Here is a 17,625-nt window from a genome sequence, read left to right as displayed (position 1 = left end):
CTTTTAATTCTAGCGCAACATTACAAGGAAAATGTATGTTCATTGTGTCGTTGACCTATTTGGTACCTTTAGAGCAAGTGGATGCGTTTATTCCAGAACATGTTTCTTACCTCAATGAGCAATATGCAAAAGGTCGCTTTATTTTATCCGGGCGAAAAGAGCCTAGAACGGGCGGTGTCATTATTTCTGCTATTGCCGATCGAAAAAAGCTCAATGATGTATTGGCGGAAGATCCTTTTCATCGAGAAGGCTTAGCTAGCTATGAAGTAACAGAAATAGTGCCAACTAAGGCGTCGGAAAAGTTAGCATTTCTACTCTAGATTGTGGCAAGTAAGATACAGCTGTAGGAAGTGTTGTGGATATACCGGCAAATCCCAGACATAAAAAAGCCCGACCAAATTGGTCGGGCAAAAGGGCTTGGTTAAGCACCTAACGACAGAAACTGTCTACGCTTCAATGATGGCTTTCATATCCGTCATGTAACCGCGTAATTCTTTACCGATTGACTCAACGCCGTGGTTGCGAATCGCTTCGTTAATTTCTACCAGGCGCTTGTTTTCTACCTGGTTAGACGTCACGTCAAGACCGGTGCCAATCACATCAGTTTTGATGTTTGGCATAAACTTCTCACGTAGCAATGGCACTGCTGCGTTGGCAAACAAGTAGTTACCGTACTCTGCAGTGTCAGAGATAACCACGTTCATTTCGTACAGACGCTTACGGGCAATCGTGTTCGAAATCAGTGGTGTTTCGTGCAGTGATTCGTAGTATGCAGACTCAGGTAAGATACCCGCTTCAACCATTACGTCGAAGGCTACTTCAACACCACACTTAATCATTGCTACTAATAGAATTCCTTTGTCAAAGAACTCTTGTTCGCTAATAGTACCGTCATACTTTGGCGCATTCTCGAAACCAGATTGGCCAGTTTCTTCACGCCATTTCAGCAGGTTAGCATCGCCATTCGCCCAGTCTTCCATCATAGTGCGAGAGAACTCACCACTGATGATGTCATCCTGATGCTTCTCGAACAGTGGACGAAGCAATGCAGTTAATTCTTCAGACAGCTCGTAAGCCTTAACCTTTGCAGGGTTAGACAAACGGTCCATCATGTTAGTTACGCCACCGATTTTCAGTGCTTCAGTAATGGCTTCTAAACCGTACTGAATCAATGCAGCTGCATAACCCGGGTCGATACCGTCAGCAGTCATTTTCTCGTAAGCAAGAATTGCTGCGGCTTGTTGCATACCACACAGAATGGTTTGCTCACCCATCAAATCAGATTTTACTTCAGCAACAAATGATGATTCCAGAACACCTGCACGGTCACCGCCAGTTGCGCTTGCCAGAGCTTTAGCGATATCCCAGCCTTCACCTTTCGGATCGTTCTCAGGGTGAACCGCAATCAGTGTAGGTACACCAAAGCCGCGCTTATATTCTTCACGTACTTCAGTACCAGGACACTTAGGCGCACACATTACAACAGTAATGTCGCTACGAATCTGCTGGCCTTCTTCAACAATGTTGAAGCCGTGTGAGTAACCTAATGCAGCGCCGTCTTTCATCAGAGGCATCACTGCTTCTACTACACTGGCGTGTTGCTTGTCTGGCGTTAAGTTGTAAACCAGATCAGCAGTAGGGATCAGATCCTGATACGTACCTACTGTAAAACCGTTGCTGGTTGCGCGTTGATAAGAATCACGCTTTTCATCAATTGCTGCCTGACGCAGAGCATATGCTACGTCTAACCCGGAGTCACGCATGTTAAGACCCTGGTTAAGGCCTTGTGCACCGCAGCCAACGATGACAATTTTCTTACCTTTCAGGAACTCACAGCCATCAGCAAATTCTTCGCGCTTCATAAAGCGACAGCGACCCAGTTGGTCTAACTGCTGACGTAAAGACAGGGTGTTAAAATAATTAGCCATAAATATAATAATTCCGAACTTCTTTCTGTCGTAATCCCTCGCTTCACTCAGCAGGGATGACCTCGTCAATGACGACTTGCAGCAAACAATACGCTACCCCATTCGTTTTGAAAAATGATATATTTGCAAAACAGTATTGCAAAAAGTGAAATACTCATGGATTTTCGCAGTCTACAACTGTTCAATCATCTCGCAAAAAGCTTACATTTTGGTGACACTGCCGAATCAATGTATGTCTCACCTTCCACGCTAAGCCGCGTAATACAAAGGCTGGAGGAAGAGTGTGGGTGTGTGCTTTTCAAACGCGACAACCGTTCGGTTGCGTTGACTCACGGCGGCCACAAGTTGCTCAACTTTAGTGAGACGGTGCTAAAAGAATGGCAACAGGTCAGACAAGAACTCAGCGCTGATGAGCAATCGCTGAAAGGAGAATTGAGTCTGTATTGCTCTGTTACGGCCAGTCAGAGCCATCTTCCTGCGTTGCTATCGCGCTATCGCCAACACTATCCGGGGGTTGATATTCGACTGGTCACCGGTGATCCCGGGTTAGCCATCGACAACGTCAAACAGCAAAAATGTGATGTCGCAATAGCCATAAATAGCCCGGGTTTTCCCACTGACTTGTGTTTTTCCGGTATGGACCACGTGCCGCTGGTGCTTATAGCGCCGCGGGACTGGCGACTAACCCAGTTGAGCCAGGTTGACTGGCGCAAGCTGCAAGTGGTGCTGCCTGAACAAGGCCCGAGTCGCCGCATTGTGTATCACTGGTTTGCTGAACATGGCATTCGGCCCAATGTCTATGCCTCGGTAGGCGGTAACGAGGCTATTGTGTCTATGGTTGCGCTGGGCTGCGGTGTCGGGTTTGTGCCACAGGTTGTATTGGACCACAGTGGTATGGCAGGCAGCGTGTCACGCATACTGGTTGAAGATATTGGCTCCTATGAGCTGGGTCTGGCCTGTTTGGAGTCGCGCCGGCATGAGCCTCTGGTCGATGCCCTGTTTCAACTGGTATTAAACTGACGTATAAGTGTATCCAGCGCCCGGTATCCCAGTGCTTCTGCAATATGTCGATGGGTTATGTGTTCGGCTTCTTCCAGATCGGCAATGGTGCGTGAGACTTTAATAGTACGGTGAAATACCCGCATCGATAAATTCAGCTTGGTGGCAGCCCGCCGAAGGAAGGTGAAGCTGTCTTCATCCAGTTTGCAAAATTCCGTTAATTCGGCGACGCTCAGTTCCGCATTGGCCTTACGTTGGCGCTTGAACTGGCGTTCCATTGCGCGTTCCACCAACGCTTGTGCCTCGATGGCACTGTCTTCACCGGTGGGCGATGTAGCCAGTTCATACTGGTCTGGTTTACGCACCTCTATTTGCAAATCAATTCTGTCTAACAATGGCCCTGAAAGCCGGCTCAGGTAGCGCTGAACCTGTTGCGGCGTGCTGCGGCCATCATTGATATCACCCGTTGGGCTGGGATTCATTGCCGCTAAAAACTGGAAGTTTGCCGGATACCTTGCCTGACCGGATACGCGCGATAAGCATATGTCGCCGGTTTCCAACGGCTCGCGCAGTACGTCCAGGGCCTGACGACCAAATTCTGGTAATTCATCGAGAAACAATACGCCATTGTGGGCGAGTGATACTTCTCCAGGCGACGGATGCGTACCGCCGCCTGTTAATGCTATTGCCGATGACGTGTGATGAGGTGAACGAAAGGGTGGCGTATACCAGTTGGCGCTGTCGCGTGACTCGCCTTTTATCGAATACAGTGCGGCTGCCTCCAGCGCCTGTTCATGTGTAAGGGCTGGAAGCAACTGCACAAGTCGGCTCGCAAGCAGGCTCTTGCCTGTCCCAGCGGGCCCTACCATCAAAAGATTATGCTTTCCGGCTGCGGCAATAGTGAGTGCGCGCTTAGCTTGTTGCTGACCAATAATGTCATCCCATTTGGGGGACACGCGCGTAAAAGCGACGTCACACTGTGCAATACTAACCTGAAGAGGCTTTTGTTTGCTGAAATGCAGGAACGCCTGCATCAGCGACTCAACCGCAATATATTTCAGACCATCAACAAGCTGGATGTTGTCGCGGTTGCCTTCAGGTAACAACATCAATTGCTCGTCTTCGGCGCAGCGCATAGCGGCGGGCAGCAGGCCCGATACGGTGCGCAGCTGACCATTTAATCCCAGTTCGCCGATGACTTCGTAGTTGTCTACGGCTTGCTGGGGCAATAATCCAAGGGCAATCAGTAATCCCAGAGCGATAGCCAGGTCATAGCGGCCACCGGTTTTGGGAATGTCGGCGGGCGCGAGATTAACCGTAATGCGCCGCCCGGGAAATTCAAAGCCGCAGTTTATTAATGCACTGCGCACGCGTTCGCGCGCTTCCTGAACCGCTGTTTCGGCAAGGCCGACTAGCTTAAACGACGGCAAACCGTTCGACAGGTGCACTTCCACCTTGATACGTGGAGAGTCAATGCCCGTTGCGGCGCGGGTGTACACTATACCTAACCCCATAGGGTATGTTCCTGTTAAAGCCGTTAGTCCATATGCGCAGTGTAAAATGCTCTGCATGGTGAACCTACTGCGCCAAAGGCCAGTTATTCGTGTTTGCGAGCGTTTCAACATAACGCTTTGACACACCGACAGTTAGCCTTCGACATCAGTATAAAATTGCATCGCCCGGCCTGATTTGGCTTGATCATGCACGTCGATCCGTGATATTTCTTACGCCTCGCAGCAATTGTGTTCCTTAGCCAGACGCCTTTGTTGCCTTCAGCCAATACTTTCCGAACTCGCGTCACCTCGCCAATGCATTGCACCCTGATTCGGTGCTTGTAACGTATTTGCGTGCTCCAAAAACAATTTATTCGCGCACCTTGCCGACTTTACACAGAAATTGTGTGAAAAACGGCTTATCGCATTGGGTCAATTGCTGTGCTCATGTATCATTTGACGCGGTATTAATTTGAGCGGTTTGCCCCGTGCAGGCTGCGCTTACAGAGTGAAGACAACACTCGTATTTTTTTAAGGAAACGTCATGGCTAAGCAACTTGCTGAACTTATTTGGTTTAACGGTAAACTCATTCCGTGGAAAGAAGCTACTGTGCATGTAATGTCACATGCAATCCACTACGGCTCATCGGTATTTGAAGGTATTCGTGCCTACAACACGCCGGATCAGGGTACCTGTGTTTTCCGTCTGAACGAGCACAACCAGCGTCTGTTTGATTCAGCAAAAATCTATCGCATGACGATCCCGTTTACCCTTGATGAAATCAATCAGGCGACCATCGACACCATTGCTAAGAACAACCTGAAGTCTGCCTATATCCGTCCTATCGCGTTTTATGGCGATATTGGTATGGGGTTGCAGGTGCCATTTGGTCAGGAAACTGAAGTCACTATCGCGGCGTTTGAGTGGGGTGCGTACCTGGGTGAAGAAGCACTGAAAAACGGTGTGAACGCGGGTATCTCTTCATGGAACCGTTTGGCAGCCAACACCATGCCTACTGGTGCGAAAGCCGGTGGTAACTACCTGTCTTCGCAGCTGATTTCAATGGAAGCGCGTCGTCACGGCTACGGTGAAGGTATTGCACTGGACCGCAACGGTTACATCAGTGAAGGTGCGGGTGAAAATATCTTTGTTATCCGCAATGGCGTGATCAGCACCACACCGAAAACAGCGGCTATTTTGCCGGGTATCACGCGTGACACCGTGATCACACTGGCGAAAGATCTGGGTTATGAAATCCGCGAAGAAAACATTCCGCGTGAAGCCATGTACCTGGCCGACGAAATCTTAATGTGCGGTACAGCCGCGGAAGTGACCCCTGTGAGCAGTGTAGACGGCATCACAGTGGGCAAAGGCGGTCGTGGGCCAATCACGAAAGAAATCCAGGACATGTTCTTTGGTCTGTTCAACGGAACTACCGAAGACAAATGGAACTGGTTAACACCGGTTTATAAATAATTACCCCAACGGGACGAAACGCTATGCCTAAATTACGATCTGCAACCACAACTCAAGGCCGCAACATGGCGGGTGCGCGCGCGCTTTGGCGTGCTACCGGCATGAAAGATGGAGACTTTGGTAAGCCTATTATTGCCATTGCGAACTCTTTCACTCAGTTTGTGCCTGGCCACGTTCACCTTAAAGACATGGGTCAACTGGTCGCTCGCAGTGTCGAAGCTGCCGGGGGCGTTGCAAAAGAATTTAATACTATTGCGGTCGATGACGGTATCGCAATGGGGCATAGCGGTATGCTTTACAGCCTGCCGTCCCGTGAAATTATTGCTGACTCGGTTGAGTACATGGTAAATGCCCACTGCGCAGATGCGATTGTGTGTATTTCTAACTGCGACAAGATCACCCCGGGAATGCTAATGGCGTCAATGCGCCTGAATATTCCGGTGGTGTTTGTGTCGGGTGGTCCCATGGAAGCCGGTAAAACCAAGCTGTCAGATCAGCTAATCAAACTGGATCTGGTCGATGCCATGGTGGCGGCAGCCGACGACAAAGTGTCTGACGCCGATACCGACGAAATTGAACGCTCTGCGTGCCCTACCTGTGGTTCATGTTCAGGTATGTTTACTGCCAACTCCATGAACTGCTTAACGGAAGCGCTGGGCTTGTCACTACCGGGCAATGGCTCAATGCTGGCCACGCACGCTGATCGTGAGCAACTGTTCAAGAAAGCCGGTGAGCTGGTAGTGGAACTGTGTGAGCGTTGGTATAAAAACGACGACGCCAGTGCGTTGCCGCGCAACATTGCGAATTTCAGCGCGTTTGAAAATGCCATGAGCCTGGACATTGCCATGGGCGGCTCTACCAATACCATTCTGCACTTACTGGCTGCAGCAATGGAAGGCGAAGTGCCATTCACGATGGACGACATTGATCGCTTGTCTCGAAAAGTACCGCACTTGTGTAAAGTGGCCCCTTCAACGCAGAAGTACCACATGGAAGACGTTCACCGTGCCGGTGGCGTACTGGGTATTTTGGGTGAACTGAATAAAGCGGGCTTATTGCACGGCGACTGTTCTCACGTGTTAGGTAAAACTATTAGTGAAGTGATCAGTGACTGGGATATAACGAACCCTGAAAACGCCGATGCGATTAAGTTTTATCGCGCAGGCCCAGCGGGTATCCGCACTACCAAAGCGTTTAGTCAGGATTGCCGTTGGGATGAAGCTGACGCCGATCGCAGTGAAGGCTGTATTCGTGATTTAGAACACGCTTACAGTAAAGACGGTGGACTGGCTGTACTGTATGGCAACCTGGCAGAAAATGGCTGTATCGTGAAAACGGCGGGGGTCGATGAGTCCATTCTGAAATTCACCGGTCGCGCGCGTATTTTTGAAAGCCAGGACGATGCGGTTGCGGGTATTCTGAATGATCAAATTGAAGCGGGTGATGCGGTCATCATTCGCTACGAAGGGCCGAAGGGTGGCCCGGGTATGCAGGAAATGCTGTATCCCACTTCCTACTTAAAGTCTAAGGGCTTAGGTAAAGCTTGTGCGTTGATCACCGATGGCCGTTTCTCTGGCGGTACGTCAGGCCTATCGATTGGCCACTGTTCGCCGGAAGCAGCGAGTGGCGGAGGTATTGGTTTGGTGCAAGAAGGCGATACCATTGAAATTGATATCCCTAATCGCACTATCAACATTGCCATTACCGATGTTGAGCTGGATGCGCGAAGAGCCGCAATGGAAGCCAGCGAGCGTCCATGGCGCCCTGTGAGCCGTCAGCGTGAAGTGTCCCTGTCGCTGAAAACCTTTGCTATGTTAGCCACCAGTGCCGATAAAGGCGCGGTGCGCGACCCGTCGAAACTGGAAGATCTATGACCGTCAGTGATATCGACTATCTGAAAAAGATCCTGCTGGCACCGGTATACGATGTCGCGGTAAACAGCGATCTGGTGTTGTTGTCGCGATTAACCGCCGAACTGGGCAACGAGGTATTCCTGAAGCGGGAAGATCAGCAACCGGTTAAGTCGTTTAAATTGCGCGGTGCTTATAATCGTATCGCCAATTTAACCGAAGCGCAGTTGAACGCCGGCGTGGTAGCGGCCTCCGCAGGTAACCATGCCCAGGGCGTGGCGTACTCGGCGAACATGAAAGGCGTTAAGGCAACGATTGTCATGCCGGAAACTACACCGGATATTAAAATTGAGGCGGTGCGCCGTTTTGGTGGTCAGCACGTTAATATCGTACTGCACGGTACTAACTTCGACACCGCCAGCCAACATGCTCGTACGCTAAGTGCTGAGCATGGCTACACGCTTATCCCGCCTTTCGATGACCCGGATGTGATAGCGGGACAGGGCACAGTTGCCAGAGAGTTGCTTGAGCAAAACCCTAACATCGATACCTTGTTTATCGCTGTTGGTGGTGGTGGTCTGGCAGCCGGCATTGCGGTGTACCTGAAGCAACTAAAACCAGACATTAAATTGATTGCGGTCGAGTCAGAAGAGTCGGCGTGTTTTGCTGCAGCAAAAGCAGCAGGCGAGCCGGTCAGTTTACCTACGGTGGGTATTTTTGCCGACGGTGTCGCGGTAAAACTCATGGGCAGCGAAACCTTCCGCCTGTGTAATCAGTACATCGACGAAGTGATGACGGTCACCAATGACGAAATCTGTGCGGCGATCAAAGATATTTTTGATGACACCCGTGTGATTGCAGAACCTGCTGGCGCAATGTCGATTGCAGCTATTCGCAAATACGTGAATGAGCACAATATTTCCGGCCAGAAGCTGGGCGGTATCCTGTGTGGTGCTAATACTAATTTCCATACGCTGCGTTATGTGTCAGAACGGTGTGAATTAGGTGAACAAAAAGAAGCGGTGTTTGCAGTCAAAATCCCGGAACGTCAGGGCGCGTTTAAGCAGTTCTGCGAATACCTGGGCGGCCGTACGATCACCGAATTCAACTACCGATATGCCAGCGAAACGGAAGCGCATATTTTTGTGGGTATTAAGTTGCGCGGTGGCCGCAAAGAATTCGAAGCACTTTCTGCTGACTTAACCAGCAAGGGCTACGAGTGTTTTGATCTGTCAGACAACGAACTGGCAAAACTGCACGTACGTCACATGGTGGGTGGTCGTCCGCCTACGATCCTGAACGAGGTTGTATTCAGCTTTGAGTTCCCGGAATACCCTGGTGCCCTGCTTAACTTCCTGAATACGCTGGGTGAGCGCTGGAACATTACCTTGTTCCATTATCGCAATCACGGTGCGGCTGAAGGCTTGGTGTTAGCAGGATTCGATATTCCACCAGAGAGCCGCGAAGCGTTCGACGAACATGTTGCGGCACTCAACTACGAGTATCAGGACGTCACCGCTAACCCCGCATACCGGTTTTTCTTGTCTGAGCCTGAGAAAGCATAATCAGGACGGGCGTGGTAAATCATGCGCCTATCTTTATTACCGAACAGTGAAGTATTGCTTCCTGTTCGGTAACTTCAATCAACATTCACGCTGCTTATAGTCAACTTAAATCATATCTGTTCATTTCTGAAACAAACTTATTATTAGTTTTGACAACTTTGTTAAATACGTAAAAATATTGCTATATTTAATTGTATTACAAATTGTTCAGGGACAGGTATGTGGCGCGGTTGTAATAGCGGTTGTATTAAAGGAATCAGTAAGTTACCTGGCATAGGCCTGGCTATGCTGTGTTGGTGCTTGTTAACAGCTTGCGGTTCGTCCGACAAACACACGGTCAGTTCCACCGATGACGAGGTACTGATATTTGCGTCCTTTCGCGGTAATGGTCAGGACGGTCTGCATCTGGCTGTGAGCGAAGATGGTCTGAATTGGCAGGCTCTCAATCAGGACGAAAGCGTCCTGACGCCCACGGTTGGCACGAAACTGATGCGCGATCCTGTCATTATTCAAGGCCCGGATGAACAGTACCATATGGTATGGACCTCAGGGTGGGAAGACCCAGGCATTGGCATTGCGCATTCTGCTGATTTAAAAAACTGGAGTGAGCAACAATTCTTGCCTGTTATGGCGGATTTCCCGTCGGCAAAGAACGCCTGGGCACCTGAAATATTCTACGACGAGCCAACCCAACGTTATTGGATCTACTGGGCTTCAACGCTGCCAGGTCAATATCCCGATACAGAGAAACAAGCAGACAAAGGCTGGGATCATCGCATTTACGCAACCAGCACCAAAGACTTCAAAACCTATACTCCTACTCAGTTGTTTTATGAACCCGGCTTCAATGTAATCGATGCGGCAGTAGTAAAAACGGCTCACCACTACGTCATGATCGCCAAAGAGGAAACCCGTTATCCGCCAGCGAAGAATCTGTTTGTGACCCGAGCCGATGACATAGAAGGTCCATGGCAACCCCGCTCTGCGCCTTTTACGCCGGACGGCGTATGGGTGGAAGGGCCTGCCATTGTGTTTTGGCAGGGCTGGTTTTACGTGTACTTCGACCAATACATTGATCACAGCTTTGGTGTCATGCGAACTCAGGATTTTTCAGAGTGGGAGAACCTGACACCTCAACTCAATTTGCCAACGGGTACCCGTCACGGATCCGTGCTGGTGGTACCCCGACGTTTGGTAAACAACCTGTAACCCCACAGGTACGCTTTCAGTTTGTTTCAAATACGGGACATTTTTTTGATATATGGAGCTTAACGCTGTGACGGTATTTGAGGGTTTTCGCTCGGGTGTTAAGGTTTTTACATCTTGTTAATTAGGGTTTTACATGATGTGGCGAAAACCGCTTCAATATTCAGCTTCTTTGGTCGCAATTGTCAGCAGTCTTACGGCATGCAGCACGGGAACCAAAGCGCCTTCTGAGCTAACAATGAATTACAATGCCGCTGAGTTGAAGGCTATGTGTTTGCCTGCGTCGGGTGATACACCCCTGGCATGCCATTTTCCGGAATCGGGGACTGACAATGCACCACTCCACTACGCGTTTAAAATTACCCACAGCAACGTGAACGATTTATCGGTGTACGCGGAATCACGTCGTCTAATGTTCGATAGTGAACTTAGCGGTGCAGCAGTGAACAGCGGGTCACAGGTACTTAGCTTTACAGTCAACACGCGCCAGCCTGACGGTCAGCCTATCCAGCATGACACCTACGAAGGCTTGCCGGGTGCCACGTTGTGGCTACCCAATGGGCTGGATGGCATCGAAAACATTGAGGTTACTCCGGTCACCCCCATTCAACAGGTGTTTGTAATTGGCGATTCTACGGTGTGTGACCAAAACCCTCAGTGGGACAAGCCTGCCATGAATCGCTTTAGCGGTTGGGGACAAGTACTGCCAGCGTATTTCAACGACACGGTATCGATTGTTAATTATGCCGATTCTGGTGAAGGCACTGAAGCGTTCAATACCCTTGATGGCGAGTTACTCAAGCCAATTGCTAATCAGCTAACCCGCAACGATGTGGTACTGATACAGCTGGGTCACAACGACAAGAAAACACCCCAAAACGTGTATGAGCAGCGCCTTGAAGACCTTATACACTTCATTCGTTCAAGGGATGCGCAGCCGATACTGATTTCGCCAATGATCCGCAATCATGGGATTGCCCTGGAAAAACAGCATCAGTGGCCTCAACTGGATATTCCCGCCGCGCTGGCTGGTATAGCGAAGCGGGAAAATGTGCCCTACATCGATTTGCTTACCCTGTCCAACCGCTGGGCAGCGCCACTGGGCCAGGCGAAGGCGCAGGCCTATTTCGTTTCCAAAGACCGCACGCATACCAACGAAGCAGGTGCGCGGGTGTTTGCTGATCTAATCATTGATGCAATTAAGCAACAGGACTTACCGCTTGCGCAGGCGTTGCGCTAGAGCGGCAGGAAAAAGGACAACAATCATTATGAAGTCAATGTTAATTAAGGCGCTGTTTCTGCCTTTGTTATTCATCAGTGGCGTAAGCGTGGCAAAAGAACACGCAGAACTGAAGCCTGCCACTATTTTCATCGCGGGAGACTCCACAGCCGCCAGCTATAGCAACGCCGATCATCAGGGTTGGGGTGAACCCTTTAAAGCTTACTTTGACAGCAAAACGGTAACGGTAGATAACCGCGCTCGTGGCGGACGAAGTACACGTACGTTCATGGCGGAAGGTTTGTGGCAGGCGTTGATTGACGATGTGCGCGCAGGGGATGTGGTAATTATTCAGTTTGGCCATAACGATGGCAGTCCGGTAAACGACAACCGCCGTGCGCGAGGCACGCTGCCGGGTATTGGTGACGACTTCGTTGATATCGTTAATCAGCTAACAGGTAAGCAGGAACGTGTATTCTCTTTTGGTCATTACATTCGTCAAATGGTGGCTGAAGTACAGGCGAAACAAGCGATACCCGTGTTAGCGTCTCTGACAGTGCGAAACCTGTGGCAGGGTCACAGAATTGAGCGTGGCTCGGGCCAGTACGGGTATTGGACATATCAATTGGCCTGGGAACTGGGTACACCCTTTATCGATTTAACCAATGCAGCTGCAGACGAACTGGAGTTACTCGGTAAAACGGCAGCAGCGGCATTGTATCCCAAAGATCATACTCACTATCACAATGAGGGGGCTGACTTGCACGCCCGTTTGGTCGTGGCTGCACTCAAAGGCATGCGCCCTACACTTGCAGACGACTTGTATTCAGACAAAGGCAAGGCGGTTACGGCCTATGACTGGACGTTTGTGCGCTTGCCGGTGGTACCTGATGCCCGTCGCCGCAGCGTATTTATGGTCGGGGATTCCACCGTACGCAACGGCTGGGGCGATGGTCGCGATGGCCAATGGGGCTGGGGCGATTTTGTTGCCGACTGGCTGGGTCATCCGCCTGTTAATTTTGTAAATCGCGCGGTCGGTGGGTTGTCCAGCCGCACCTTCATTACCCAAGGGCATTGGCAACGGGCCCTGAATATGATGAATCCCGGCGACATCGTGTTAATTCAGTTTGGTCACAACGACGCAGGGGCATTAAATGACGACAGTCGCGCCCGCGGCACAATTAAAGGTATTGGTCACGAGCAGCAAACCATCGACAACATGCTGACGGGCCAACGTGAAACCGTTTATTCCTACGGTGCTTACCTACGCAAAATGGTTGGAGAAGCCCGAGCCAGAGGCGTTATCCCGGTTATTTGCTCTCCGGTTCCCCGCAAGGTTTGGCTGGACGATAGCAAGCGCATTGCAAGGGCTGAAAACAGCTACCCCCAATGGGCCGCGCAGGTAGCCCGACAAAGTCAGACTCCATTCATTGATTTACATGCGCTGGTTGCAGCGCGCTATGACGAACTCGGTCCGGAAGCAGTGGATGAAATGTTTGGCGATGCACGCACACATACCAGCAAAGCCGGTGCGATAGACACGGCTGGCATTGTTGCGCGTCAACTGGCGCCCATGCTTGGCCTTGATGTTGTAGAAGCTGTATCGGTGGAGGCAAAATGAGTCAGATCAATATTGGGGTGCGCGCCCATGACTACGGCCAAGGCAGCGTGAAAGAGATAGCAGAGCGCATTGGTCAATACCCGGTGAACTGTGTGCAGTTGGCGCTGCCAAAATCTTTTCCGTTCATTTTAGAGCAGCCCGGTCAAATCAGTCCGGGATTCGGCAACTATGTTCGTGATGTGTTCGCCGAGCAGGACATTAATATTGCCGTACTGGGGTGCTATATCAACCCTATTCATCCTGACCCGGTAGAGCGCGAGTTGTCTCTTCAACGTTTTGAAGAACATCTCCAGTTTGCGCGGGACTTTGGTTGCGCCATCGTTGGTACCGAAACCGGTTCGCGCAATGCTGATTGCACCTATCATCCTGACAATCACACCCAGGCCGCATTCGACGAATTGGTCGTTAGCGTAAAGCGTCTGGCAAGCGTTGCTGAGCGTCATGGCGTATTTGTCGGCATCGAAGGCGTAGCGCATCACCATACCATTAACACTTATGAGCGCATGACCGCCTTGCTGGATGCGGTTGACTCCCCGAATGTCAAAGTCATTTATGACCCGGTGAATTTCTTTCCACTTACGGAATGCGATGAACAACAGCGGTTAATGGACGATGCCTTCGACGCGTTTGGCGACCGTATTGTTGCCATTCATTGTAAGGACTTTGTTAAAGAAGACGGCCAAAAAGCCGGCGATCTTCCGTCTGGTACCGGCGAGATGGATCACGTGCATTTATTCAGTCTGTTGAAGCAAAAAAAGCCTCATGTGCATGTGATTTTAGAGAGTACTAATCAGCAAAATGTGGGGCAAATTCTGCACTTTATCGCAGAGGCAGAGATCCAAACTGACTAATCATGCGCACAAGCCATTGGAGAAAGGTTTGTGCGTACTTCACCTGAAATGTGGCAATGGATGAAGGTAAAAATCCCCGTTTTATAAGGGGTATAGCAATATAACCATAATGATTTTATGGAAATGCAGGAAAGCGAAATAGAACAAAAACAAGGACGAGATCAACAAATTTTACGATGGATTTACGGTTTTATCGAAGCGATAAATTCAAATATGAAATTTTTTGATTATAGGTGCTGAATCGTGACTGAATTTGAAGGTTTTCGTGTTGACGGAATACACCCCCAGTCACTAGCATGCAAAACAGATGTAAACAAAAGATTAAAAATATGTTTACTCGGGTTGGTGCAAACCAGTCTTTGAATAGAGAACGAGGTCACAATGAAAAACGTCACGGAACGCAACATCACATACACGCAAGGTTCACTACCTGCAACGCGTAAGCTTATCGCGAATAGCATTTCTACTATCCTGCTTACCGGCGCTTGTTTTGCAAGCGCGCCTGTTTGGGCTCAGGAAGCGTCAACGGCTACCAAACCTGCCGCGCAAGCAGCAGAGCAGCAAGAGAATGCAGAAGAAACGACAGAAGTTATCGAGGTTAAAGGTATTCGATTCAGTCAGCGTAGCGCTCTGGATCGTAAAAAAATGGCCGGTACTATCACTGACTCGCTGGTAGCAGAAGACATTGGTATGTTCCCAGACAAAAACGTCGGTGAAGCCTTGCAGCGTATCCCTGGTGTTCAGCTGGACCGTGATTTTGGCGAAGGTCAGCAAATCAGTATTCGTGGTGTAGAGCCAGGCCTGCTTCGCGTAGAAGTAAACAACGTCACTGCACAAGGTTTTGGTGGTAGTCGTGCGGTAGACTTCCGTGACATGGCCGCTGAGCTAATTAAATCACTGGACGTAATCAAAGGTTCAGAAGCCCGCCTTACAGAAGGGGGTATCGGTGGTACGGTTCAGGTAAATACCCGTAAGCCAAACGAATTCAAAGAAAACTTCCTGTCAGCTTCTGCTGAAGGTCAGTTTAACGATTTGATTGATGATCCAAGCAACAAATTTAACGTTACTGGCGTGTATAAATTCAACGATGATCTGGGTGTACTGGTAAACGTCACAAAGTCGACTAAAAACACAATGATCCATGCGTTGAGAAACACGGAATGGGCGAGATTTGCAGACTACGATAATTCTCCAGAGAAGACTTATAACGACGCCGCATTTGCAGATATTACCGATCAGGCAGATTGCGTTAACTCATCTGATCAAACAGCATGTGAAAGACAGTGGTATGACTTTTCTCCTCGGTTACCTCGATATGGTATATGGGGTCGTGAAGAGGACCGCCTGAGTAGCAATGTTGTTGTTCAGTATCGATTCACCGACAACCTACAGGTTCATGCTGGTTACACTTACAATACGCGTGATAAGGAAGCCAGAGACTTAAACTTGCACCTCGAATCTCAATCTGCTGCTCGGGTCGATCCTGATTCAGTAATTGTAGATGATCAACATAATGTCACTTATTTTGAGACACGCGCTGCAGGCGTTACCAACCGTACTTTGCAGTTTGGCTGGGACCAGACGACACAAATGTACGAAACAGGTTTTGAATACGATGGTGATGCATGGCGTCTTGAAGGCCTGGTTGCGCACTCGAGTTCAGAGCAGGATATCGATTCAAAAGATACACACGTAACAGCAAGCGGTATAGCAGGTGTTCAAGTTGATCTAAATGCGAAAGGTTTGCCGGAGTGGGATTTCAACACCGGTTATTTCTATAACCCAGATGACCCGACTGATACGTCTGACAAATTCGACGTTAATGATCCGGCCAGTTATCGCTCACGTGCTCGCTATAAGTATGCACCGTCACATGACGAATCCGAAGAAACCATGGCTAAACTCGATTTCAGCTACATTCCGGATTCAGATTTTGTAACCATGATTAGAGCTGGTGTGCAGGTTCGCTCACAAGGCTATGAAAACGCAAATTATCAGTACAACATCATTCGTGATGTAGGCCGTACTTATACTAACCCGGAAACGGGTGAGAGCATGGAATGGACCATGGATGACCAAATTGCCCTTATCACGGGTAATACCTTTCAGTCTCCTCAATTGTTCGACGGCTATAGCCTGGGTGTAAATACCATTGGTACGTATCAGGCAATCAATACCTATCCGTTCATTGAAGATATTCAGGCGGTAGCAAACGACTTTACTACCCGTGAAGATTTGGATGTTCGCTCCGGTAACTACGATGTTCAGGTAGACACACAAGCGGTTTATCTGCAGGCAAACTTTGAGACTGAACTGGCTGGCATGCGTTTATGGGGTAACATAGGTGCCCGTTATATCGAAACGCAAACGGCAGCGAACGGTGATGTTTTTGAACGTATTATTGTTGACCAGGTAGATGAAGACGGCAACGTCTTGGTTGATGAAGTAACTGGCGAGCCATTGCCAGGCGTGGAAGATACCGATCACCCTGATACGTTCAACGGCCGTAAAACCGTTGAGGAAGACTACAATGACTTCCTGCCAAGTTTGAACCTGAACTTAGGCATTATTGAGGATGAATTAGTACTATACATGGGTACTGCCAAAGTAATGTCGCGTCCTAAAATCACCGACCTGAACGTGAATGCGAGCTGTACTATTTACCGCACATCGCGTAACGAGCTGGACGATTTACGCGATTACTGTACAGCAGGCAACCCTGCACTGCAGCCATACCGTGCAAATCAGTTCGACGTAGCATTGAACTGGTACCCGGATGAAAACTCCATTATCTCTGGCGCGTACTTCATAAAAGACATCACCAGTTGGGTAATTAACGCGGAAACCCGCTTTGACATTGATTTCTTTAACGACGGTCGCAACTTCGACGTTCGTCAGAAAATCAATGGCTCAGGGGTCACCACTAAAGGGATTGAGCTGCAAGCGTCAACCATCTTCACCTGGTTACCAGAGCCATTCAATGGTCTGGGTGGTGCAATCAACTATACCCGCATGAGTGCAGATGATGTTGGCCTATTCAACGCGTTAACTGGCGAAGAGTTGCCGTTCCCGTCGCAGTCTGAAAACAGTTATAACCTGACTGCGTTCTACGAAACTGACGACTGGAGTTTCCGTATGGCTTACAACTACCGCGACGAGTATCTGGTTCGCGCAGCGGATAACTCGGGTAACCCGGTATTTGTAGAAGACTCAGGTTATTTGGATGCCAAGTTTATCTATAACTTCAACGAAAACTTCCGTGCCTATGTAGATGGTCGCAACCTGACAGGTGAAGTGAAAGCTTACACCGCTGGACCGCGCCGTCTGTCTGACCTGCAATGGTCTGGCCGTGAGTACTCAGTGGGTGTGATTTACCAGTTCTAACAAGTAAATCCGATACCAACGATTTGTCGGCA

Annotated in this window: 12 protein-coding genes; 10 read left to right on the top strand and 2 right to left on the bottom strand. The window is 49.5% G+C overall.

All coding sequences use genetic code 11. The features are described from left to right. Positions 1 to 35: 35 nt before the first annotated feature. Positions 36 to 320, top strand: a complete 285-nt coding sequence (locus BUB81_RS03460) for a YciI family protein (RefSeq protein ID WP_073318188.1) — start codon at positions 36 to 38, stop codon at positions 318 to 320. Between the two features lie 126 nt (positions 321 to 446). On the opposite strand, the gene ilvC is transcribed toward BUB81_RS03460, so the two are convergent. Further along, positions 447 to 1,928 carry a ketol-acid reductoisomerase gene (gene ilvC, locus BUB81_RS03455; RefSeq protein ID WP_073318185.1) on the bottom strand — a complete coding sequence of 494 codons (1,482 nt, stop codon included), beginning with the start codon at positions 1,926 to 1,928 and terminating at the stop codon, positions 447 to 449. 156 nt (positions 1,929 to 2,084) lie between these two features. Between ilvC and ilvY the strand changes: the two genes are divergently transcribed. Then, the gene (ilvY, locus tag BUB81_RS03450) at positions 2,085 to 2,948 is read left to right on the top strand and encodes an HTH-type transcriptional activator IlvY (RefSeq protein ID WP_073318742.1); all 864 of its coding nucleotides are present in this window, start codon (positions 2,085 to 2,087) and stop codon (positions 2,946 to 2,948) included. Here the strand turns inward: ilvY and BUB81_RS03445 are convergent. Continuing rightward, positions 2,930 to 4,441: a YifB family Mg chelatase-like AAA ATPase gene (locus BUB81_RS03445; RefSeq protein ID WP_073318182.1), complete on the bottom strand. Its 1,512-nt coding sequence runs from the start codon at positions 4,439 to 4,441 to the stop codon at positions 2,930 to 2,932. The genes ilvY and BUB81_RS03445 overlap by 19 nt on opposite strands. A 523-nt stretch (positions 4,442 to 4,964) precedes the next feature. On the opposite strand from BUB81_RS03445, the gene BUB81_RS03440 reads away from it, so the two are divergent. The 8 genes from BUB81_RS03440 to BUB81_RS03405 all read left to right on the top strand — a co-directional run bounded on the left by BUB81_RS03440 (position 4,965) and on the right by BUB81_RS03405 (position 17,593). After that, the gene (locus BUB81_RS03440) at positions 4,965 to 5,897 is read left to right on the top strand and encodes a branched-chain amino acid transaminase (protein WP_073318179.1); all 933 of its coding nucleotides are present in this window, start codon (positions 4,965 to 4,967) and stop codon (positions 5,895 to 5,897) included. 23 nt (positions 5,898 to 5,920) lie between these two features. Next, positions 5,921 to 7,771 carry a dihydroxy-acid dehydratase gene (gene ilvD / locus BUB81_RS03435; protein WP_073318176.1) on the top strand — a complete coding sequence of 617 codons (1,851 nt, stop codon included), beginning with the start codon at positions 5,921 to 5,923 and terminating at the stop codon, positions 7,769 to 7,771. Continuing rightward, the gene (gene ilvA, locus BUB81_RS03430; protein ID WP_073318173.1) at positions 7,768 to 9,312 is read left to right on the top strand and encodes a threonine ammonia-lyase, biosynthetic; all 1,545 of its coding nucleotides are present in this window, start codon (positions 7,768 to 7,770) and stop codon (positions 9,310 to 9,312) included. The genes ilvD and ilvA overlap by 4 nt, the downstream gene beginning before the upstream one ends. A gap of 219 nt (positions 9,313 to 9,531) precedes the next feature. Then, positions 9,532 to 10,521: a glycoside hydrolase family 43 protein gene (locus tag BUB81_RS03425; RefSeq protein ID WP_139241486.1), complete on the top strand. Its 990-nt coding sequence runs from the start codon at positions 9,532 to 9,534 to the stop codon at positions 10,519 to 10,521. A gap of 235 nt (positions 10,522 to 10,756) precedes the next feature. Then, positions 10,757 to 11,758, top strand: coding sequence for a GDSL-type esterase/lipase family protein (locus BUB81_RS03420; protein WP_175555761.1), 1,002 nt, complete (start codon positions 10,757 to 10,759; stop codon positions 11,756 to 11,758). A gap of 28 nt (positions 11,759 to 11,786) precedes the next feature. Then, positions 11,787 to 13,358, top strand: a complete 1,572-nt coding sequence (locus BUB81_RS03415; protein ID WP_073318167.1) for a rhamnogalacturonan acetylesterase — start codon at positions 11,787 to 11,789, stop codon at positions 13,356 to 13,358. Further along, complete coding sequence (locus BUB81_RS03410; RefSeq protein ID WP_073318164.1) at positions 13,355 to 14,209, top strand: sugar phosphate isomerase/epimerase family protein; 855 nt, start codon at positions 13,355 to 13,357, stop codon at positions 14,207 to 14,209. Before BUB81_RS03415 ends, BUB81_RS03410 begins: the two co-directional genes overlap by 4 nt. 381 nt (positions 14,210 to 14,590) lie before the next feature. Next, positions 14,591 to 17,593, top strand: coding sequence for a TonB-dependent receptor (locus BUB81_RS03405; RefSeq protein WP_073318147.1), 3,003 nt, complete (start codon positions 14,591 to 14,593; stop codon positions 17,591 to 17,593). The last annotated feature ends 32 nt before the right edge of the window (positions 17,594 to 17,625 follow it).

The organism is Marisediminitalea aggregata (assembly GCF_900129565.1).
Classification (GTDB): domain Bacteria; phylum Pseudomonadota; class Gammaproteobacteria; order Enterobacterales; family Alteromonadaceae; genus Alteromonas; species Alteromonas aggregata.
This window is presented reverse-complemented; position numbering and strand designations above follow the sequence as displayed.

Excerpts from the sequence above, each read along its gene's own strand:
- BUB81_RS03460 (WP_073318188.1), top strand. The coding sequence starts at position 36 with ATGTTCATTGTGTCGTTGACCTATTTGGTACCTTTAGAGCAAGTGGAT.
- ilvC (WP_073318185.1), bottom strand. The coding sequence starts at position 1,928 with ATGGCTAATTATTTTAACACCCTGTCTTTACGTCAGCAGTTAGACCAA.
- ilvY (WP_073318742.1), top strand. The coding sequence starts at position 2,085 with ATGGATTTTCGCAGTCTACAACTGTTCAATCATCTCGCAAAAAGCTTA.
- BUB81_RS03445 (WP_073318182.1), bottom strand. The coding sequence starts at position 4,441 with ATGGGGTTAGGTATAGTGTACACCCGCGCCGCAACGGGCATTGACTCT.
- BUB81_RS03440 (WP_073318179.1), top strand. The coding sequence starts at position 4,965 with ATGGCTAAGCAACTTGCTGAACTTATTTGGTTTAACGGTAAACTCATT.
- ilvD (WP_073318176.1), top strand. The coding sequence starts at position 5,921 with ATGCCTAAATTACGATCTGCAACCACAACTCAAGGCCGCAACATGGCG.
- ilvA (WP_073318173.1), top strand. The coding sequence starts at position 7,768 with ATGACCGTCAGTGATATCGACTATCTGAAAAAGATCCTGCTGGCACCG.
- BUB81_RS03425 (WP_139241486.1), top strand. The coding sequence starts at position 9,532 with ATGTGGCGCGGTTGTAATAGCGGTTGTATTAAAGGAATCAGTAAGTTA.
- BUB81_RS03420 (WP_175555761.1), top strand. The coding sequence starts at position 10,757 with ATGAATTACAATGCCGCTGAGTTGAAGGCTATGTGTTTGCCTGCGTCG.
- BUB81_RS03415 (WP_073318167.1), top strand. The coding sequence starts at position 11,787 with ATGAAGTCAATGTTAATTAAGGCGCTGTTTCTGCCTTTGTTATTCATC.
- BUB81_RS03410 (WP_073318164.1), top strand. The coding sequence starts at position 13,355 with ATGAGTCAGATCAATATTGGGGTGCGCGCCCATGACTACGGCCAAGGC.
- BUB81_RS03405 (WP_073318147.1), top strand. The coding sequence starts at position 14,591 with ATGAAAAACGTCACGGAACGCAACATCACATACACGCAAGGTTCACTA.